This is a genomic window from Helicobacter pylori, from assembly GCF_001653455.1.
GTDB classification, from domain to species: Bacteria; Campylobacterota; Campylobacteria; order Campylobacterales; family Helicobacteraceae; genus Helicobacter; species Helicobacter pylori_A.
Genome location: NZ_CP011486.1, coordinates 614,162 through 631,930, shown reverse-complemented (window position 1 = coordinate 631,930; position 17,769 = coordinate 614,162). Strand labels below are relative to the sequence as shown.

At 39.7% G+C, this 17,769-nt stretch carries 17 protein-coding genes and 1 pseudogene; 3 read left to right on the top strand and 15 right to left on the bottom strand.

Annotation, left to right across the window (positions count from 1 at the left end; translation table 11 throughout):
* The 3 genes from AA977_RS02980 to mqnE all read right to left on the bottom strand — a co-directional run bounded on the left by AA977_RS02980 (window position 1) and on the right by mqnE (window position 4,943).
* On the bottom strand, window positions 1-1,062 hold the full coding sequence (locus tag AA977_RS02980; protein WP_064434529.1) for a dehypoxanthine futalosine cyclase: 1,062 nt from the start codon (window positions 1,060-1,062) through the stop codon (window positions 1-3).
* Between the two features lies 1 nt (window position 1,063).
* The gene (gene bamA, locus AA977_RS02975) at window positions 1,064-3,739 is read right to left on the bottom strand and encodes an outer membrane protein assembly factor BamA (protein WP_253764838.1); all 2,676 of its coding nucleotides are present in this window, start codon (window positions 3,737-3,739) and stop codon (window positions 1,064-1,066) included.
* A gap of 121 nt (window positions 3,740-3,860) precedes the next feature.
* Window positions 3,861-4,943, bottom strand: a complete 1,083-nt coding sequence (mqnE, locus tag AA977_RS02970; protein WP_064434527.1) for an aminofutalosine synthase MqnE — start codon at window positions 4,941-4,943, stop codon at window positions 3,861-3,863.
* Window positions 4,944-5,245: 302 nt separating this feature from the next.
* On the opposite strand from mqnE, the gene AA977_RS02965 reads away from it, so the two are divergent.
* From AA977_RS02965 to AA977_RS02955, 3 genes and pseudogenes are all read left to right on the top strand, one after another.
* Window positions 5,246-5,749: a ferritin gene (locus AA977_RS02965; RefSeq protein WP_064434526.1), complete on the top strand. Its 504-nt coding sequence runs from the start codon at window positions 5,246-5,248 to the stop codon at window positions 5,747-5,749.
* Window positions 5,750-5,764: 15 nt separating this feature from the next.
* The gene (gene serB, locus AA977_RS02960) at window positions 5,765-6,388 is read left to right on the top strand and encodes a phosphoserine phosphatase SerB (RefSeq protein ID WP_064434525.1); all 624 of its coding nucleotides are present in this window, start codon (window positions 5,765-5,767) and stop codon (window positions 6,386-6,388) included.
* A gap of 44 nt (window positions 6,389-6,432) precedes the next feature.
* Window positions 6,433-6,876, top strand: a pseudogene (locus tag AA977_RS02955) (glycosyltransferase family 10 domain-containing protein); the annotation flags it as partial.
* Between the two features lie 12 nt (window positions 6,877-6,888).
* On the opposite strand, the gene AA977_RS02950 reads toward AA977_RS02955, so the two are convergent.
* From AA977_RS02950 to AA977_RS02895, 12 genes are all read right to left on the bottom strand, one after another.
* On the bottom strand, window positions 6,889-7,623 hold the full coding sequence (locus AA977_RS02950) for a Fic family protein (RefSeq protein ID WP_064434523.1): 735 nt from the start codon (window positions 7,621-7,623) through the stop codon (window positions 6,889-6,891).
* A 46-nt stretch (window positions 7,624-7,669) separates the two neighbouring features.
* Window positions 7,670-8,260: a uracil-DNA glycosylase family protein gene (locus AA977_RS02945; RefSeq protein WP_064435184.1), complete on the bottom strand. Its 591-nt coding sequence runs from the start codon at window positions 8,258-8,260 to the stop codon at window positions 7,670-7,672.
* Between the two features lie 44 nt (window positions 8,261-8,304).
* Complete coding sequence (gene aspA, locus AA977_RS02940; RefSeq protein ID WP_001217499.1) at window positions 8,305-9,711, bottom strand: aspartate ammonia-lyase; 1,407 nt, start codon at window positions 9,709-9,711, stop codon at window positions 8,305-8,307.
* A 57-nt stretch (window positions 9,712-9,768) separates the two neighbouring features.
* A complete protein-coding gene (gene murA, locus AA977_RS02935; protein ID WP_064434522.1) occupies window positions 9,769-11,037 on the bottom strand; it encodes a UDP-N-acetylglucosamine 1-carboxyvinyltransferase in 1,269 nt (422 codons plus the stop codon).
* Window positions 11,038-11,039: 2 nt separating this feature from the next.
* Window positions 11,040-11,444: a sensor histidine kinase gene (locus AA977_RS02930; protein WP_064434521.1), complete on the bottom strand. Its 405-nt coding sequence runs from the start codon at window positions 11,442-11,444 to the stop codon at window positions 11,040-11,042.
* 11 nt (window positions 11,445-11,455) lie between these two features.
* Window positions 11,456-12,277: a UTP--glucose-1-phosphate uridylyltransferase GalU gene (gene galU, locus AA977_RS02925; RefSeq protein ID WP_000591476.1), complete on the bottom strand. Its 822-nt coding sequence runs from the start codon at window positions 12,275-12,277 to the stop codon at window positions 11,456-11,458.
* Window positions 12,277-13,953 (bottom strand): lytic transglycosylase domain-containing protein, encoded by a 1,677-nt coding sequence (locus AA977_RS02920; RefSeq protein WP_064434520.1) that lies wholly within the window; start codon window positions 13,951-13,953, stop codon window positions 12,277-12,279. Before AA977_RS02920 ends, galU begins: the two co-directional genes overlap by 1 nt.
* A gap of 8 nt (window positions 13,954-13,961) precedes the next feature.
* Window positions 13,962-14,255, bottom strand: a complete 294-nt coding sequence (locus tag AA977_RS02915; protein ID WP_033618969.1) for a YggT family protein — start codon at window positions 14,253-14,255, stop codon at window positions 13,962-13,964.
* Entirely contained in the window at window positions 14,252-15,571 is a 1,320-nt protein-coding gene (gene gltX / locus AA977_RS02910) for a glutamate--tRNA ligase (RefSeq protein WP_064434519.1), read from the bottom strand. The genes AA977_RS02915 and gltX overlap by 4 nt, the downstream gene beginning before the upstream one ends.
* 161 nt (window positions 15,572-15,732) lie before the next feature.
* Window positions 15,733-16,386, bottom strand: a complete 654-nt coding sequence (gene frxA / locus AA977_RS02905; RefSeq protein WP_064434518.1) for an NAD(P)H-dependent flavin oxidoreductase FrxA — start codon at window positions 16,384-16,386, stop codon at window positions 15,733-15,735.
* Window position 16,387: 1 nt separating this feature from the next.
* Window positions 16,388-17,245: an NAD(P)-dependent oxidoreductase gene (locus AA977_RS02900; protein ID WP_064434517.1), complete on the bottom strand. Its 858-nt coding sequence runs from the start codon at window positions 17,243-17,245 to the stop codon at window positions 16,388-16,390.
* Between the two features lie 15 nt (window positions 17,246-17,260).
* Window positions 17,261-17,764, bottom strand: a complete 504-nt coding sequence (locus AA977_RS02895; protein ID WP_064434516.1) for an SRPBCC family protein — start codon at window positions 17,762-17,764, stop codon at window positions 17,261-17,263.
* Between the last annotated feature and the right edge of the window lie 5 nt (window positions 17,765-17,769).

Below are 17,769 nucleotides of genomic sequence, written 5' to 3'. Positions count from 1 at the left end.
TTATACCTTTGCTCTAACAGGGTATCGTTTTAAGATTTCATAAGCGGTGTTTCGTTTAGCCGCCACACTCCCAATGTCTTCAATAAGCTCTATCATTTCCGCTTCATTCATGCAAAAACTCGTCCCGGCCGCTTTCACTACATTTTCTTCCATCATCACGCTCCCTAAATCATTCGCTCCAAACAATAAGGCTAACTGCCCTATCATAGAGCCTTGAGTAACCCATGAACTTTGTATGTTTTGAATGTTATCTAAAAAAATCCTACTGCATGCCAAATAGCGTAAATACCGATTGGAACTCGCTTTTTTAATGCTAGGGATTTCTTCTTTTAGGGGGGTGTTATTAGGCTGAAAGCTCCATAAAATAAAAGCCCTAAAGCCGCCGGTTTCATCTTGCAAATCGCGCACCCTTTGGAGATGCTCTATCACATCTTCTTCATTATCCACGCTCCCAAACATCATGGTAGCCGTGCTTTTGATCCCGCAAAGATGCGCCATTCTATGGACTTCAACCCACCGATCACTGCTCAATTTTTTAGGCGCGATCACATCGCGCACCCTATCGCTTAGTATTTCTGCACCGGCCCCTGGAATGGAGCTTAAACCGGCGTTTTTCAACCTTTCTAAAACTTCTTTTAAGGACAATTTAGAGATTTTAGAAATGTAATCAATTTCAACCGCACTAAAACCATGGATAGTGATAGTGGGGAATTTTTGAGCGATATGGCTCACTAAATTTTCATAATAGTCTATTTTGAGCTGCGGGTGCACCCCCCCTTGAAAGAGGATCTGCGTGCCACCAATAGCGAGCAATTCTTCAATTTTTTGATCAATTTCTTCATAGCTCAACACATAAGCGTCTTTTTCTTTTAGGGTGCGCTTGAACGCGCAAAACTTGCAATCCACAAAACAAATATTGGTGTAATTGATATTCCTATCCACAATGAAAGTCGTCAAGTTTTCAGGGTGCAAGCGTTGTTTCACTCTCAAAGCCCTTTGCCCTAATTCTTTCAAGGGCGCGTTTTTCATTAGATCTAACATTTCTTCTCTGTTGGTGCGCATTTTAAAACCTTGTTCCCATAGAAAATTCAAAGTGTTGCGTGTAATCGTCCATGTTAGGGTTGAAGCATAGCCCTTTACATTTCTTGCCATTGCCATCGCCCCACTGGTTGAAGAACGCTATAGGGAAGATGAGCACCAAAGGCCCCATGGGCGAAATCCATTCAATTTGTAAGCCTGTAGAAGCCCTCCAAGTCGCTCTTTCAAACCCAGCCCCTACAACGCCATAGTCTTTAAAATTCGCTGTCGTGGTGGGAGCGTTATAGAAGAAACTCCCTCTAGTTGGGGTTTTAAAGGTCAAGAAACCAAAGTCAAAAAACCACGCTAAACGCATTTTAGCCGCTTTCAACACGCCATAGCTCAATTCAGTAGAAGCGGTAAAAATCCCATCGCCTCCAAGCCACAAGCCATATTCATCTTTAGGCGTGATGGAGCCGTTCCTAAAGCCTCTCACCGTGGTTACGCCCCCCATGTAGAAAGTGGAGTTCAAGGGCAAGTAATCATCGGTGTTATACCTAAAGATATAACCTCCTTGCGTTTTAAAGCGAGCGATCAAATCTATCAATAAATATTTTTGCAAATGGTGGTAAGCGGCGAATTTACCATAAACTTTAGTGTTACGGACATTCCCGCCTAACCCGTTCCAAGAATTGAGCGTGCCAGAGCTTGGCAAACCGGACATCGTCGCATAGGAACTAAAGATAACCCCATTTCTAGGGAAATAATAATCATCGGTGTTGTCATAGCTTAGATCAAGAGTGAAAGAGCTAGTGATAGGCGTGTGGTAATCCCTATCCCAAATACCTCTTATTTCTGGTGAAGTTGTAATCGCCCCAGGACTAGAACAGCTTTCAGGTTGTAGCGGAGTCTTACCGCCTGATAAGCGGTTGATAATCACCGATGCGGGGGTAGAACATTGTCTTGGAGAAACCACTTCATTAACAGAGGAGTAGTAGCGGTTGTATAAGGGGCTACTGAAACCAAGGAGTTTGGTAACATTCAAGTTATACCCTAAGCTAATATGAGTCCTATTACCCAGCATGCGCCCAACATTCACGCCAAAGCCTCCGCCCTGCTGAATGTATTGATAGCTTATCCTATAATCCGCATAAAGGTTGATCGTAGAGCTATACCAGCTGTCAAAAATCCTTGGGTTAGTCAAGCTCAAATTCCCAGCGAACATACGCCCCGCTCCCTTTGGCATGCCAGGATAAGATCTCCCCCCCCCTGTAGCAATGTTAGCATACAAGCTCATGTTTTGCCCTGTGCCAAAAAGGTTTCTTTCGCTCACGCTCCCATTAAACATAAGCCCTCCATAAGAGCCATAGCCTAACCCGAATTGCAACTGCCCAGTGCGCCCCTCTTCCACGCTCACTAATAAATCCATAAGCGAGCTATTAACCCTTTTTTCTTCAATTTTGACTTTAGAGAAAAACCCTAAACGCCTCAAAGAATTTTCAGAATTTCTTAATTTAGTCAAGCTGTATTTATCTTTTGGCCCTAATAATATCTCCCTTCTAATGATCCTATCGCTCGTGCGCTGATTCCCTGAAATGATGACATCATTAATATGCACCATATCGCCCACTTCAATGCGATAAATGACTTTCACAAGCCCGTTTTTTTCGTCCTTATCCAAGTCTGGTTTCACCACTGCAAACGCATAGCCCTTATCAGCGATTTCGGTTTTTAAAATTTGTGCATCCGCTCTTAAATGCTCAATGTTAAAGACATCTTTCCTTTTCACTTTAAGCGCTTTTTCTAAGGTTTTTAAGGGGACTACTGGGTTGTCAATCTCTATTAAAATATCTGAAATCCTATACTGAATCCCTTCTTTGACTTTATAATGAAGCTTAGCGTCATGGGTAGAAAAATCCGTTTTCAAGAAAGGCGAAGAAATATGAGCGTCCAAATAACCCCTACGCATATACACATCTTGGATACGCATGGAGTCGTATTCTAGCTGATCTAGGCGTAACTTTCCGTCATTCAAGCCCCACATCCAGCCCATGAAATCTCGTTGCTTGTTCGCGCTCAAAGACTCAATCACACGGCGTTTTAATTTGTCGCTGCCTTCATAAATAGATTGTTTGATGTAAATACTATCCCCCCTATTCACATCAAACACGATTAATAACGCGCCCTCGCTGACCTTTTCTGTGCGCACTTCCACCACGCTCCCATAATAGCCCTGCCCCTCTAAAGCCGTTTTTAAAGCCGTTTTAGCATGCTCTAATTTTTGCTCATCAAAGGTATCGCCCTTTTTGATCCCCATTTGGGATTTTAAGCCGTCTTTTTCTTTTTCAGTCCCATAACCTTTGATTTCTACCCCGGCAATTCTGGCTTTTTCATCAAAATGAAATTCCAATATACCGCCTTCAAAAGTGGCATAAACATCTTTAAAATACCCTTGATTGAACAAGGCCAAAACAGCGGTGTCTATTCTTTTAGAATCCACAATATCGCCCACACGAATCTTTACAATCTCATTAGCGAGCATGTCAGACATGTAAGAAAGCCCCACATAAGAAATGGACTTGACTTTCATTTCTTTAGGCGTTTGATTGGCTTGAGAGGTTTCGTTTTGGGCTTCATTTTTTTGAACTTCGGTTTCTTTTGGAGAAGCCAAATCGCTTGGTTTAGAGCCGTTGTTTTCTAAAGCTTCAACGCTGGTATTCATACATGCGAAAACAAGAGAAGATAGAATAAATTTTTTAATACTGATTTCCTTAATAGATTTTAGCTTGAGTGTTGTTAGTAGCGTTATTATAACTAATCATTCTTAAAAACGCTAAAAATTATTAAAATTTCTGTATAAAATTATACAAACTATCCCTTTCTACCGCAACAAACCCAGAATCCTTGATTTTAAATATCAAATCTTCTTTGTCTAAACCATGCCGGCTCTTCGCGCCTGCTGCGCTTTGAATGCTCTCTATTTCTATCGTGCCGTCTAAATCGTTAGCGCCAAATTCTTGAGCCACTAAAGCCAAATTCAAGCCCAAAGTCGCCCAATAAGCTTTAATGTGGGGGATATTGTTTAAAAGAATGCGAGATATGGCGATGGTTTTTAAGATCTCTATTGCGCTGGGGGATTTTTCTATTTTTAAATAATTGTTTTCTTTTTGATACAACAAGGGGATAAACGCATTAAAACCCCCTTCTTTGTTTTCCACTTTAGTTTTAGGGCTTTGAGTTTTTTTGATTCTTAACATGTGATCGATGCGATGGATTTTATCTTCAATATGCCCAAACAGCATGGTAGCGTTACTCATTTTGCCTAATTTGTGCCAATAAGCATGGATTTCTAACCACCGAGAAGATCCCACCTTGCCCTTACAAATTTTACGCCTGATCTCTTCATCAAAAATCTCCGCCCCCCCACCTGGCATGGAATCCACCCCGGCTTTGAGCATGTCTTCTAACACCAATTCAAAAGGTTTGTTGAATTTGGTGCTTAAAAAATGCACTTCTGCAGCGGTCATAGCTTTTAAATGCAAGTTAGGCATTTCTTGTTTGATGGTTTCAAACACCTTTAAATACCATTCATAAGAGTAATTAGGGTTATGAGCGCTCACGATATGGACTTCTTTAATCCCCTTGTTGTAGGAGTTTTTAACCTTTTCTAGGATTTCTTCTAAACTCATTTCATAGGGGTTAGGGTTTTTTCTGTGGGCTGAAAAGGCACAAAATTTGCAAGCGTCCGCGCAAATATTGCTGGGGTTTAAATGCCTATTGACATTAAAATACACGATCTTTTGGTGCATGCTTTGGCGCAAAGAATCCGCTGCTTCCCCTAGCGTGTATAAATCGTAATCATAAAGTTTCACTAATTCTTTACTTTCAGTGATTTGATGGTCTAATACTTTTTCTAAAAAGTCCATGGTTAAATTGCCCTTTCATTTTAAAGATAAACATTGTAGCATTTTTAGACTGAGAATGCTTTTTATATATATTAGTGTAAAAAATCCCCTTTTAACCCCCTATTCAATCAAACCCCCTTTTTATCCAACATAATTCTTAATATAATGCTTTTTATGATAAAATCTAAGCCCTATTGAGCCATTAGCTGGCGTTCTTTCTCATTTTTTATAAGTTTTTAAAAATTTTCATACTCTTGTTTACTTTTTCATTATCATTTATGCTATAATTATGGGACAACTTAAACCAACACAAAGGAGATACTATGTTATCAAAAGAAATCATTAAGTTGCTAAACGAGCAAGTGAATAAGGAAATGAACTCTTCCAACTTGTATATGAGCATGAGTTCATGGTGCTATACCCATAGCTTAGATGGTGCGGGGCTTTTCTTGTTTGATCATGCGGCTGAAGAATACGGGCATGCTAAAAAGCTTATCGTTTTCTTGAATGAAAACAATGTGCCTGTGCAATTGACCAGCATCAGTGCACCTGAGCATAAGTTTGAAAGTTTGACTCAAATTTTCCAAAAAGCCTATGAACATGAGCAACACATCAGCGAGTCTATCAACAATATCGTCGATCACGCCATAAAAAGCAAAGATCATGCGACTTTCAATTTCTTGCAATGGTATGTGGCTGAACAGCATGAAGAAGAAGTGCTTTTCAAGGATATTTTGGATAAAATTGAGTTGATTGGTAATGAAAACCATGGCTTGTATTTGGCTGATCAATACATCAAAGGGATCGCCAAAGGCAGGAAATCTTAATTTTAGGGTCATTGGGTGCAAAAACTAGCCGTTTTTGATTTTGACTCCACGCTAGTGGATGCTGAGACGATTGAGTCTTTAGCGAGGGCGTGGGGGGTTTTTGATGAAGTGAAAACAATCACTTCAAAAGCCATGAATGGCGAGACAGATTTTCATAAGAGTCTTATTTTAAGGGTGTCCAAACTCAAAAACATGCCCTTAAAACTAGCCAAAGAAGTTTGTGAAAGTCTGCCTTTATTTGATGGAGCGCTTGAACTCATTAACGCTTTAAAAGAGAAAAACTACAAAGTGGTTTGCTTTAGTGGGGGGTTTGATCTAGCGACCAATCATTATAGAGATTTATTGAATTTAGATGCGGCTTTCAGTAACACGCTCATCGTGGAAAATGGCGTCTTGAATGGCTCAGTAACGGGGCATATGATGTTTTCGCATTCTAAAGGCGAAATGCTACTCTCTTTGCAACGCTTATTGAATATCAGTAAAGATCGCACTTTAGTCGTGGGCGATGGGGCGAATGACTTGAGCATGTTCAAACATGCCCATACAAAAATCGCTTTCAACGCTAAAGAAATCTTAAAACAACACGCCACGCATTGCATCAATGAGCCTGATTTAGCGCTCATCAAGCCTTTGATTTAAAAAATTTTTTTTGTAAAATACTCCTTTAAACCATAAGGACAACCATGTTTCAGCCCCTACTAGACGCCTATATAGACAGCGCTTATTTAGATGCGATAGACCATAAGCCCCCCTTAAATATAGCCCTAGCGAATTGGTGGCCTTTGGATAAAAGAGAAACCAAAGGGTTTAAGCGTTTTATCTTGCATGTTATCTTAAGCCAATATTACGAAATCACTTATCACCGAAACCCTAAAAAGCATGTAGACCTAGTTTTTAGTAATCCCATTGAAAGAGCCAGAAAAATCCTCTCCTACCAAAACGCTAAACGAGTGTTTTATACGGGTGAAAATGAAGTGCCTAATTTCAACCTCTTTGATTACGCCATAGGCTTTGATGAATTGGATTTTAAAGAGCGTTATTTGAGAATGCCTTTGTATTATGCAAGTTTGCATTATAAGGCTCAAAGCGTGAATGACACCACTGCACCCTACACTCTTAAAACTGACTTTTTCAAGTGCTCATGATTTTTTGACAGAAAAATTTGTCGCTTGTCTTTCTTTCAAAATGGCAGTGTATCGCTCAATCTTTTCTAGTTCTATTTTTTGGCAGTTCTTAATAATGCCAACTAGAGCGTTAGAGTCTTGTTCCCTCATAGCATGCATGTATTCGCTTCTAGCGCTTACTTCAATCACAAATGGCGTTAAATTAGCTTTTATGGTTTGGTAGAACATCAAGGCTCTTCCTGTGCGGCCATTGCCATCACTAAAAGGGTGGATCTCTTCAAATTCTATGTGGTGTTCTACTATCTTTTTTATTTTTTCTTCACCGCTCAAATTCAATAGCGCTTCATCTTGTATTTTCAAACACAGATCATTGATTCTAGGTTGCACCATTATTGGACTTGCAGTCGGTTTTTTAGCCCCTATGATTTCATTATAAGTGTTTTTGAATTTTCCAAAATCAGGCAGGATATTACGCATCAAAACAGAATGAAAATGGCCAATCAAATGTTCATCTATGATCTTATCTCTCTCTAAAAATTCTAAAATAAGGGGAACAAAATTGCGATAATTTTCTATCTCATGCACTTCATCCAAGCTCACCGACTTGATAGGGGTCTTTCTGTCTATTAAGATACTCATTGTATCACCCAAAGTCAGGTTGTTGCCCTCCATAGCGGAGTTGTGGTGTGCCATGCGAATAGTCAGATCCATAGCGTAATCATCAAATTCTAACAATTCTTTATAATCCATCACTTTGTCCTAGTATCTAAAATTAGTTAGCATGCATCTGTCATTGTTAAAACCGATTAAGGAGTTGGAGCGCTATTTTAAAATGCGTGAGCGCTTCTTTTTTGAGCATGGGGTTTTTGAGCATGTCTTCTAAAGCATAAGTGCTTAAAAAATTTTTTGTTTTTAAAGACACGATGCGCCCAAAGGATTCTTCTTTAAAAAGGTTTAAAAGGCGTTTGAGCAAAATCTCGCCAAACAGGATAATGACTTTTGAAGCGCTGTTGTCTAATTGCCAAGTTAAATGAGGCAGGCATGCGTTAATTTCTTCTTCTAAATTAAGGCTGTTGGAGTCGCATTTAAGGAGCGATAAAATCGTGCAATCTTTCAAAGAATAGCCAAACACTTTTTGGATAATGCTCTCTAGCATGAGCGCTTTTAAATTGTTTAAAAAATTTAATTGACTATCCAGCATGGGGGTGAGCGTGATAAAAGTGATCTTAGATTGAGCGTTTAAAAGCCCCACTACCGGTTTTGAATGTTGGTAGCGTTTGCACAGATTGCAATTTTCTATGCCCTCATGGACTTGTTTGTTAAGGGGCTTGTTTTGGGGCTTTGTAAGATTGATGTTAGTGTAAGTTTCGCCTAAAAGACGCTCCATATAAAGGGAGCGTAAAACTTGAAGGCGCGAGTGTTGCAAGGCGTTTAATCTTTATGCTTTTTGAAAGCGTGAGGGCTTAGCATGTTTTCTGGCTTGAAAATATCGTCTAGCTGCTCTTTAGTTAAGATTTTCTTTTCTAAAGCGATGTCATAGATAGAACGACCGCTTTTTAAGGCTTCTTTAGCGATCATAGCGGATTTTTCATAGCCGATGTGAGGGTTGAGTGCGGTAACGATACCAATGCTGTTAAAGACATAATCTTTGCAAATCTTTTCATTAGCCGTGATGCCTTCCACGCATTTAGTCGTCAAAGTTTCAATCGCGCGCCCTAAAATCACAAAAGAATGGAAGAGCTTGTAAGCGATAACCGGCTCAAACACATTGAGTTGCAACTGACCGCCTTCTGCAGCTAACGCCACGCTCAAATCATTCCCAATGACCGCAAAACACACCTGATTGACCACTTCAGGGATCACCGGATTGACTTTACCCGGCATAATAGAGCTACCCGGTTGCATTTTAGGCAAATTGATTTCATTCAATCCCGCTCTAGGGCCTGAGCTGAGCAACCTTAAATCGTTACAAACCTTAGAAAGTTTCACTGCAATACGCTTTAAAACCCCACTCACTTGCACATACGCCCCCGTGCTTTGAGTGGCTTCTATCAAATTGTTAGCCATGACAAAAGGACGGCCCGTTACTTCTTGGATTTTCTTTTCAATCAAGTTGCGATAATCCGGGTGCGAATTGATCCCTGTGCCAATAGCGGTGCCGCCTAAATTAAGCTCTCTTACCCAATTCCTAGCGTCTAAAACCTGCTCAATATCCCTATCAATCATCAAAGCATAAGTTTCAAATTCTTGCCCTAAAGTCATAGGTACAGCGTCTTGAAGCTGGGTGCGCCCCATTTTAATCACATGAGCAAATTCCTTAGATTTTTGAGCGAAAGCGTCTCTTAAGGCTTTTAAGGGATTGACTAAATTGCTCAAGCGCTCATAAATCGCAATTTTTAACGCGCTAGGATAGGCGTCATTGGTGGATTGGGAGCGGTTGACATGATCGTTTGGGTGGCAAAATTGATACTCGCTCTTTTTATGCCCCATGTATTCTAAAGCCAAATTAGCAATGACTTCGTTCATGTTCATGTTTGTGCTTGTGCCAGCCCCCCCTTGAATCATATCCACAACGAATTGATCGTGATATTTACCATCAATCAACAAATCGCACGCATGGCAAATCGCAATTTTAAGCTTTTCATCAATCAAGCCTAATTGCGCGTTAGCTAGAGCAGCCGCTTTTTTGACTTGAGCGAAAGATTTGATAAAAACAGGATAACTGCAAAGCTTGTCGTTGGTGATAAAAAAGTTTTCACTCGCCCTTAAAGTCTGAATCCCATAATAAACTTCATCGCTAATTTCCATTTGTCCAATGAAATCATGCTCAATACGCATAAAAGCTCCTTGTGTAATAATTGAAAAACATTCTAGCTATTGTAACCAAATCTTGGGTTATTTTTCTTTTAAACGCAACACTTTTGCCCCTAAAGCGTTGATTTTATCCTCTAATCTCTCATAACCCCTATCTAAGTGGTAAATCCTATGCACCCTACTCATGCCTTTAGCCACTAAAGCGGCTAAAATGAGAGCCGAAGAAGCCCTTAAATCGGTTGCCATCACATCGCTCCCGGTAAGCTCTGTGGATCCGTGAATGGTAGCCACATTGGTTTTTAGGCTAATGTTAGCCCCTAATCGTTGCAATTCGCTTGCATGCATGAAGCGGTTTTCAAAAAGCGTTTCTTCAATCACGCTCGTCCCCAAACATTGCGTGGCTAACGCCATGAATTGCGCTTGCATATCCGTGGGAAAGCCCGGGTATTCTTTCGTGGTGATTTCAAAGGCTTGGCGTTTTTTAGCCGGATAAATTTCTATGGAATTTTTTTGAATGTCTAGCGAGAAACCAATTTCTATGAGCTTATCCGTGATCGCTTGGAGGTGGTTAGGGATAATGTTATTAATTTTAAGCTGGCTGTTAGTGATAGCCCCCACGCACAAATAAGTGCCTGCTTCAATCCTATCCGGTATGATTTGAATGTCTTTTAAATGCAAAGCATCGCCTTCTACCCCTCTAATCTTTAACTCGCTGCTCCCAACGCCTTCAATTTCTACGCCCCCGCTTTGCAAAAACGCGCACAATTGAGTGATCTCTGGCTCTTTAGCCGCATTAATGATGCGCGTTATCCCTTTAGCTAGACTTGCTGCCATGAGGGCGTTTTCTGTGCCTGTAACGCTGATTTTATCAAATAAAATATCATTGCCTTTTAAGCCCTTTGTGGCCTTTGCATGGATATAGCCTTGCTCGATTGTGATTTCTGCTCCCAATTGTTGCATCGCTTTTAAGTGCAAATCCACAGGCCTTGCTCCTATGGCGCACCCACCGGGCAAACTCACTAAACATTCTTTAAAGCGCGCTAATAACGGGCCTAAAACCAAAATAGAAGCACGCATTTTACGCACCAAATCGTAAGTGGCTTCGGTGTGGTGCAAGGATTTAGCGCTGACTTGAAGCGTGTTAGGACTAAGCCAATTTAATTCTGCACCTAAATTTTGCAATAAGAGCGCCATCGCCTTTATATCCACCACTTGGGGCAAAGCATTGATGGTAACTTCTTGTTGGCTTAAAAGCGTGGCGGCTAAAATGGGGAGCGCGGAATTTTTAGCCCCAGAAATTTCTACCCCCCCTTTTAAAGGGATTTGTCCCACAATCTCTAAAAAGTCCAATTCTATCCTTTTTCTTTTTTGTTCTTAAGGGCTAAGCCGGTAGCGTTAGCGATTTTTTGCGTGTAATTAGGGTTAGCGTTTTCTAATTCTTGCCCAAAATTGATAGCGTCTTCTAATTCAAAAAATTCTGAAGCAACTAAATTTTGGATCGTTTCTAGCCACAGAGTTTCTTTATCTTTAGGGCAAATCTTAAAACGCTCATTAAAGCTATTTTTAAGTTTTTGCAAGGCTGGTTCGCTTTTAAGGTTTTTGATTTGTTCGCTCAAACTTTCTAAAGAGATGCTTTTAGGCATTTCTTGCTTTAAAGGGGGGCGAGAAAGCCTCCAAACAAGCCCCACCAATAACACCGGGAATAAGCATGCAAACAAAATCAAATACATGAAAGCGTAATAAGTCAAATTGCCCATGTTGATAAGGTTTATAAGCGTTTTTTATAATAAGCGTTGCTCGCTTCAATATAGCCTTCCACGCTCCCGCAATCGTATCGTTTGCCTTTGAATTGGTAAGCGATGATGCGTTTTCTTTTGGCCTGAGTGAGTAAGGCGTCTGTGATTTGGATTTCATTGTTTTTACCCGGTTTTGTTTCGCTTAAAATCTCAAAAATATCCGGGGTCAAAATATAGCGCCCTATCACGGCTAAATTGCTTGGAGCGTCTTCTTGGCTTGGTTTTTCTACCATGTCTTTAATCTCATACACCCCCTCTTCTAACAATTCGCCCCTAATCACGCCGTATTTTGAAACTTCTTCTAACGCCACTTCTTCAATGGCTACGATAGAGCATTGGTATTTTTGATACAATGAAGTCATTTGCTTTAGCACGCTCGGGTGATCGTGGCTTATGCATAAATCATCGGCCAAAATCACTGCAAAAGGCTCATTGCCTATAAGGGCTTCCCCGGTTAAAATCGCATGCCCTAAGCCTTTCATTTGTTTTTGGCGCACATAGGAAAAACAGCATTTTTCTATAATGTTACGAATGCTTTTTAAAGCGTTTTCTTTGTTGGTGCCTTGGATTTGATGCTCTATTTCATAGCTTGTGTCAAAATAATCTTCTAAACTGCGCTTGTTTCTTCCTGTAACAATCGCCATCACTTCACAGCCAGCCTCCATCGCTTCTTCTACGGCGTATTGGATTAAGGGCTTATCCACAATGGGCAGCATTTCTTTAGGGATGGTTTTAGTGATGGGCAAAAAGCGCGTGCCATAGCCAGCGGCAGGAAAAAGGCATTTTTTAATCATTATTTGTCCTTTGTAAGAGTTTGTTCTAAAAATGTATCAACAAAAATAAAATTCCCAAAAATTTCTTGATAAATCAAGTAATTGAGCATGACCCTAAAGCCATACATGCGAGTCTCGCTATAAGGCATAAGCTCCATGCTAAGCCATGGCTCAAAATGATTTTTTTCTCTGAATCGTTTGGAGCTTTCTAACCACCTCCTTAAAAACCCAGGCCCAGCGTTATAGGCGTAGGCGACAAAAAGGGGGTGGTTAAATTCTTTTTTCAAATGGTTCAAATAATAATTGCCAAATTTAAGGGCGATATTGGGGTTAAACATGTCGTTTAGATCAATATTGTCCATGCCAAGGCTTTTAGCGAAAGGCCCTACATTAAAGGGCATGATTTGCATAAGCCCTAGAGCAAAGGAGCGAGAGATTAAAGCCGGGAGCAAAAAGCTTTCTTGCCTAGCGATCGCATACGCCATCGCTTTTTCATCCACGCTTTGCCACTCAATAATGCCCTCATAAGGGGATAAGTAATAATAAGTATTGTCTTTATTGCGTTGGCTTAAAAGGTAGGTTAATTCAGGAGCGCTTTTTTCATAATACAAGCTTTTTAACATCGTATTAAACGCCCCTTCATCTTTCAAACTCAAAGTTTTTTCCTTAAAAATTTGCCATAAAAAAGGATCGTAAGTGTTAAAGGGAGGGTCTTCTTGGCTTAAATTTTGGAGATGCGAAATGATGCGGTAATTGGGCGTAGCTTTGAGTTTGCGGTTTGCATAAAGGCTATAGAGGTTTAAGGCAGGGCTTTGTGAAAGGCGCTCTAAAGTTTTTTTCTTTTTAGAAACCAGGTATTGCCAAAAAATCGCTCTATTTTTTGAAAAATCATCGTCTTTGACAACTTCTTCAGATCGTTCAAAATATTTGAGCGCTTTAGAGAGTTTTTTGCGTAAAATTTCATTGATCCCTAAAATAAAAAAGGTTTGCGCGTTGCTATGGGTGGCGTTACTTTTGGCTAGAGCGTCTTTAAAATGATCCAACTTGGGATCTAAAATCACTTGATAAATCAAGCGGTTAAACGCTGGGTAATTTTCATCTAAAAGGCGGTTTAATTCCTTAATAGGAATATGCTCTTCAAAAAGTTGGAGCTTTTTTTCATAACTCAAATGGTTAAAAAGCACGCTAAACACTTGCGCGTTAGCCTTAAACAAAGAAGCGCTCACATTCTTGCTTTGCAAAATTTCTAATTCTTCATAAAGAATGGGGTAAGACTCTTTGATTTTAGCTTGCAAGATCTTAAGGGTTTGGATAGGGATTTTATCAAAATCCTTGATTTTTGATTTTAAAGCGATAGCGATACAGCTATTTTGGAAAGCGTCTAACTCTTCTAGCATGCTTTCTAAAGCGATCTGTTTGCAATAAATATCTTCAGGCATTTTGGCATCAGGGGTTTTATCTGCATTGTCTAAGCCTTTTTCTTGCATGGCTTTTTGTAGGGCGTTATTTTTATTTTGAGTCAATTCATAGGCTTTTTTAGCGTTTTCTAAACTGGTTTTTTTATCGCTGATATAACGCCACAAATAATAATCCCTAACGATCCCGGCGGGCTTTTTCTCTAAATCTTTTAAATCCAATTCGGTTTGAGAAAAACCAATGCCAAGCATACCCATAAAAAATAAAATAAAAAAACGCATGCTTTTCTTTAGAAGCTTTTAGCGAGCATGAAAAGCCATTGGATTAAAGTCAAATCTAAAAACTTCAAAACAATGACCACCACTAAAGGAGCGAAATCCAACCCGTTAAACACCAGCTTGAATTTGGAGCGTAAAAAATAAAACACCGGCTCACACAAGCGAGCGAGGATTTGCATAACAGGGTTATTCGGGTTAGGCTGCACAAAGCTGATGAGCGAATAAATGATCACTACCCACATATAAATCGTAATGAGCGAGCTTAAAATCACGGCTATCGCATTGAGAAGAGTGGAAAATATCATGCTTTTAGCCTTAAAATTTCTTGATAATGGCTTTGAATATAAGGGAAAATCAACGGCAATTCAACGCCATGCGAGTTCCCGGTTAAAAGAATGCGCAAAGGTTTGAAAAAATCCTTACCTTTAAGCTGGCTCAATCGCATGGCTTCTTTTTTAAAACTTTCAAAATCCTTATACGCTTGAAAATCCATGCTTTTTAGGGCGTTAAAAAGCGCTAAACAACGCTCTTTGAAATCTTCGTTTTCGTAAGTTTTAACAATATCTTTTGGCTCTAAAAACAACGAAATTTTTTCTTTCAATTCTAAAAGCGTGCCGCATTCTTCTATGAATAATCTTAAAAGCCCTAAAAGATTTTTATCTTTTATTGAAGCGAGTTCTAATAATTTTTCATCGTCTAAACGCTTCAAATGCTGGTGGTTTAAGTGTTTTAAATATTTTAAATTAAAATGAGCTGGGGAATTAGAAAGGTTTTCCAAACTGAACCATTCTATCGCTTCATCAAGGCTAAAAACTTCTTTAGGCACTTTATTGCCAATAGTGATGAGGTAATTCACAATCGCAACCGGCAAAAACCCTTGGTTTAAAAGCCATTTCACGCTAGAGGCTTCGTCTCTTTTGCTCATCTTTTTACCGCTTGCTTCATCTAAAATAATGGGCAAATGCGCATAAATAATAGGATCGTTTGAGCCTAAAGCTTGTTGGATTAAAATCTGTTTAGGGGTGTTACTCACATGATCTTCGCCCCTAATGATCAGACTGATTTCATAAAGCAAGTCATCGCATGCGCAGGCGAAATTATAAGTCGGGCTTTTATCCTTTCTTAAAAGCACAAAAGAATCCAATTCATAAGGTTCAAATTTCACTTCTTTTTTGATCGCATCATTAAAAGAAACCGCATGATTTGGGGCTTTTAAACGCACCACAGGATCATGATGCTTGTCTTTTTCTAAAGTCGCCCACTCGTCTAAATACCTGAAAGGGCGTTTTTCGTTTTTGGCTTTTTCCTTTTCTTGCTCTAAAAACTCCGCGCTCGCATAGCAATAAAACGCTTTATTTTCCTTAAGCAATTTTTCTGCCATTCCTCTGTGGTAATCTATGTTATGGCTTTGATACACAAGTTTATCCCAGCTTATCCCCATAAGCTTTAAAATCTCTAAAATCTCTTGATCTTTGCCTTCAATGTTGCGTTCTTTATCCGTGTCTTCAATGCGAATGAGAAAGGGTTTATGTTGCTGTTTGGCCACAATGTAGTTAAAAATGGCTGCCCTTAAATTCCCTATGTGCATATCCCCAGTAGGCGAAGGTGCAAAACGAAGCATAAAAACCCTTTATTAAAAAATAGTTTTTGATTATACCTAAAGAATACTTAATCATGCTGTGGTAGTTCTGTTTTTAACATGAATAAGTTTTATTTAAGAGATTATCGCTTGGCTAACGCCAAGCTCTTTATGATTGGTTATCAAAAAGCTAAAAGCATTTTTTATTCAATCACTTCATAAATAACTTCTGTCTTCCAACGGGTTTTAGGGGTGATTTCTTGATTGCGATAACCAAAACTAGCCATTACTGATACCCCAAATTCTGCGGTGTTCAGGTAGCCTTTTTCTTCTAAATAAGCCTCCACTTTTTCTTGATCATACCCTTCAATGGGGCAAGAATCAATCCCTAACATGGCCGCTGCCATCATCATGTTCGCCATTTGAATGTAAGTCTGCTTGCTGGCCCAATCAAACAGGGATCGTTCGCTATTGAGTTTCATGTCATTCTCTTGGAAATTTTTGATGATTTGAGCGAACCTTGAATGAGAATCATAATCCCTTTTTTTAACTTCATGCATCACTTTTTTAACATAATCGCTATCATAGGTAACGCCTTTTCGTGCAAGATAAATGACAAAATGACTCGCTCCCTCTAAACTAGAAAGCGCTCCCCAAGCCATGGGTTTTAAATCTTCTTTCATGCGTTCATTTTTCAATAAAAGCATTTTCCATGGTTCAAGCCCGACTGAAGAAGGGGCTAACCTCCCCACTTCAACCAACGCTTCCCAATCCTTTTGGGAAATACGGCGGTTAGGATCGTATTTTTTTGTAGCGAATCGTTGGTGCTGTAAAGCAATCACTTGTTCTCTGTCCATTTTAATGATCTCCTTTTTTTAAATAATGATAAACGGCTGCCATATCCATTTCGCCTAAACCGGATTTTTCTGCTTGAGAATAAAGTTCTTCTGCTTGAAATAAAAATGGCAACTTAATCGCCTCTCCTGCTTCATTTTTGGCTAAACGAATGTCTTTGAGCATGAGCTTCAAACTAAAAGCGGCCGGATAGTTATCTTGCAGCCACATGCCTTTTTTAGCTTGAAAGAGAGGGGAATTCATGCCAGATTGGCTGACAACTTGCAAGAATTGCTCTGCATCAACTCCTAAATGTTTGGCTAATAGCAAAGCTTCTGAATAAGCAACCCCCATTTGAGCTAAAAGGCTATTAATGGATAATTTAGCCCCTGTCCCTTGACCAATTTTTCCTAAATAAAAGGTTTGACTCCCCAAATGCGCAAAAACAGGTTTGAGTTTAGAAACAACCTCTTCTTCACCGGCTGCTAAAACCAATAAAGCCCCGGTTTTTGCCGCACCAACCGATCCCGAAACGGGCGCTTCAAGGTAAGTTGCTTGATGCTCTTTAGCGGTTTTTTCTAAAGCCAAGCTTTCTAAAGGAGCGATAGTGCTCATATTCACCACGATTTTTTTAGACATCTGTTCCCAAAATTTTGGTGCTAAAACAGCATCAATCGCCGTTTTATCCGAAAGCATGATAAAAACAAGATCAACCCCACTGGCCAAATCTATAGGGTTAGTATAAACCGCTACGCCTTTTTCTTTTAAGGGCGTTGCCTTGCTCTCTGTGCGGTTATAAACCGATACCTTTAAACCTGCATCGCACAAGCGAGCCGCCATAGGAATCCCCATGGCCCCAAGTCCAATCCATCCAATTTTCATTTAACTCTCCTTAAACTAGCGTGAATACGCTACCAAACCATCTAACCAAGCTTGATGGCCATTTAACATCGCATTAGGCACAGATTTCGCTAAAGCTTTAGCAGGGACTCCCAATTGGCTTTCTTGCGTTAAAATACGCACACGATTATTATCTAGTTTTTCAACTAGCCATGCGTGATAAACTTCAAGATACTCATCGCCTTTAGCTTCATTCCAACCTCTCCAAGCCAAACGCAGTATGGTATCTTTCAATTCAAATTCTTCCACTTCTGCTTCCACCAAAAAGCCAAAAGTTTCAAAGCAAAAACGAGTCTTATCGGTAAGAATGGTGTTATCTTGATTATACATGTGGATATTCCCTGAATTTTTGTAATATTTTTCCCAACAAGATGCATCTCTCAAATGTTGCACCACTTTTTTAAAATCCAAACCCTTGATGATAACTTCATTAGACACGAAATTATCAGTCTCTCCTGGTGTCCATTTCTCAGGCCATTGAATCGCATTCATGGTGGTCATGTTTT